Below are 2,203 nucleotides of genomic sequence, written 5' to 3'. Positions count from 1 at the left end.
GTAAAGGAGGTGATCCAACCACAGGTTCCCCTACGGTTACCTTGTTACGACTTCACCCCAGTTATGAATCATAAAGTGGTAAGCATCCTCCTTTTTTCAAAGGTTAAATAACTTACTTCTTTTACAACCCACTTCCATGGTGTGACGGGCGGTGTGTACAAGGCCCGGGAACGTATTCACCGTAGCATTCTGATCTACGATTACTAGCGATTCCGACTTCATAGAGTCGAGTTGCAGACTCTAATCCGAACTAAGATATAATTTGTGAGATCCGCTTACTTTTACAAGGATGCTTCTCTTTGTATATACCATTGTAGCACGTGTGTAGCCCTGGTCGTAAGGGCCATGATGACTTGACGTCGTCCTCACCTTCCTCCGGTTTATCACCGGCAGTCTTCTTTGAGTTCCCAGCCTAACTGATGGCAACAAAGAATAAGGGTTGCGCTCGTTGCGGGACTTAACCCAACATTTCACAACACGAGCTGACGACAGCCATGCAGCACCTGTCTCATGGTTCCCGAAGGCACTAAAATATCTCTATTAAATTCCATGGATGTCAAGACCAGGTAAGGTTTTTCGCGTTGCATCGAATTAAACCACATGCTCCACCGCTTGTGCGGGCCCCCGTCAATTCATTTGAGTTTTAACCTTGCGGTCGTACTTCCCAGGCGGTCGACTTAACGCGTTAGCTACGAAAGCTATAAGTCAAGCTTACAACCTTCAAGTCGACATCGTTTACAGCATGGACTACCAGGGTATCTAATCCTGTTTGCTCCCCATGCTTTCGCACCTGAGCGTCAGTATTCGTCCAGGGAGCCGCCTTCGCCACTGGTATTCCTCCAGATATCTACGCATTTCACCGCTACACCTAGAATTCTACCCCCCTCTACGAAACTCAAGTTAATCAGTTTCAAATGCAGTTCCTAAGTTAAGCTTAGGGATTTCACATCTGACTTAATTAACCGCCTACGTGCTCTTTACGCCCAGTAATTCCGATTAACGCTAGCACCCTCCGTATTACCGCGGCTGCTGGCACGGAGTTAGCCGGTGCTTCTTTTACAAGTAACGTCAGTAATAAAATGTATTAAATTTTATTATTTCTTTCTTGTTGAAAGTACTTTACAACCCGAAGGCCTTCTTCATACACGCGGCATAGCTGCATCAGGCTTTCGCCCATTGTGCAATATTCCCCACTGCTGCCTCCCGTAGGAGTCTGGACCGTGTCTCAGTTCCAGTGTGGCTGATTGTCCTCTCAGACCAGCTAGAGATCGTAGCCTAGGTAGGCTTTTACTCTACCTACTAGCTAATCTCGTCTGGGTTCATCTAATGGTATAAGGTTTTATATAAAAATATAAAATCCCCTACTTTGGTCTTTTAAAAGACATTATGAGGTATTAGCTATCGTTTCCAATAGTTATCCCTCTCCATAAGGCAGATCCCCAGATATTACTCACCCGTCCGCCGCTTGCCGACAATAAAAAAAGTAAAACTTTTCTTATCTCGTTGCCGCTCGACTTGCATGTGTTAAGCTTGCCGCCAGCGTTCAATCTGAGCCATGATCAAACTCTTCAATTTTTAAAACATAATACAAAATAAAATTCTCTAAAAATTGAATGTCCACATATATTTTCTGATAAATTTTTAAAAAACAAAAAAAAAATTTTTATTCAAAATTTTTTTATCATATTCAATAATATATTCGAAATTAATTCAAAAGTCAAATTTAAATATATTTAATATTTAATATTTTATATTTTATAATTCCTCTAGGTGTCTTTACTTCAACAATATTATTTTTTTTTCTACTAATTAATGCTCTAGAAAGAGGAGCGTCAATAGAAATTAAATTATTTTTTAGATCTGATTCATCATTTCCTACAATTTTATAAGAAATAATTTTATTAGTTAGTGTATTTATTATAGAAACAGTAGAACCAAAAATAACTTTGTTATTATGTGTAATTTTAGTTATATCTATAACATTTGCATTTGATAATTTATTCTCTATTTCTTTAATACGTCCTTCACAAAAACTCTGTAATTCACGTGCTGACTGATATTCTGCATTTTCTTTTAAATCACCATGTTTTCTAGCTTCTATAATAGCATTAACAATTTTAGGTCTTTCTATATTTTTTAATTTTTTTAATTCTTCACGTAATTTTTTAATACCTTGTAATGTCATAGGAATTTGATTGATCAT

The 2,203-nt window shown here is 38.2% G+C and carries 1 protein-coding gene and 1 rRNA gene; both read right to left on the bottom strand.

Annotation, left to right across the window (positions count from 1 at the left end):
* Nucleotides 1-2 precede the first annotated feature (2 nt).
* Nucleotides 3-1,575: ribosomal RNA gene (locus GJT96_RS00010) — 16S ribosomal RNA — on the bottom strand.
* 148 nt (nt 1,576-1,723) lie between these two features.
* Nucleotides 1,724-2,203 carry a transcription elongation factor GreA gene (greA, locus tag GJT96_RS00005; RefSeq protein ID WP_169780224.1) on the bottom strand — a complete coding sequence of 160 codons (480 nt, stop codon included), beginning with the start codon at nt 2,201-2,203 and terminating at the stop codon, nt 1,724-1,726.

Source organism: Enterobacteriaceae endosymbiont of Donacia piscatrix (assembly GCF_012569525.1).
Lineage (GTDB): Bacteria > Pseudomonadota > Gammaproteobacteria > Enterobacterales > Enterobacteriaceae.
The sequence above is the reverse complement of the archived record's forward strand: the minus strand, read 5'-3'. Positions and strand labels throughout refer to the sequence as shown.

Excerpts from the sequence above, each read along its gene's own strand:
- greA (WP_169780224.1), bottom strand. The coding sequence starts at position 2,203 with ATGATCAATCAAATTCCTATGACATTACAAGGTATTAAAAAATTACGT.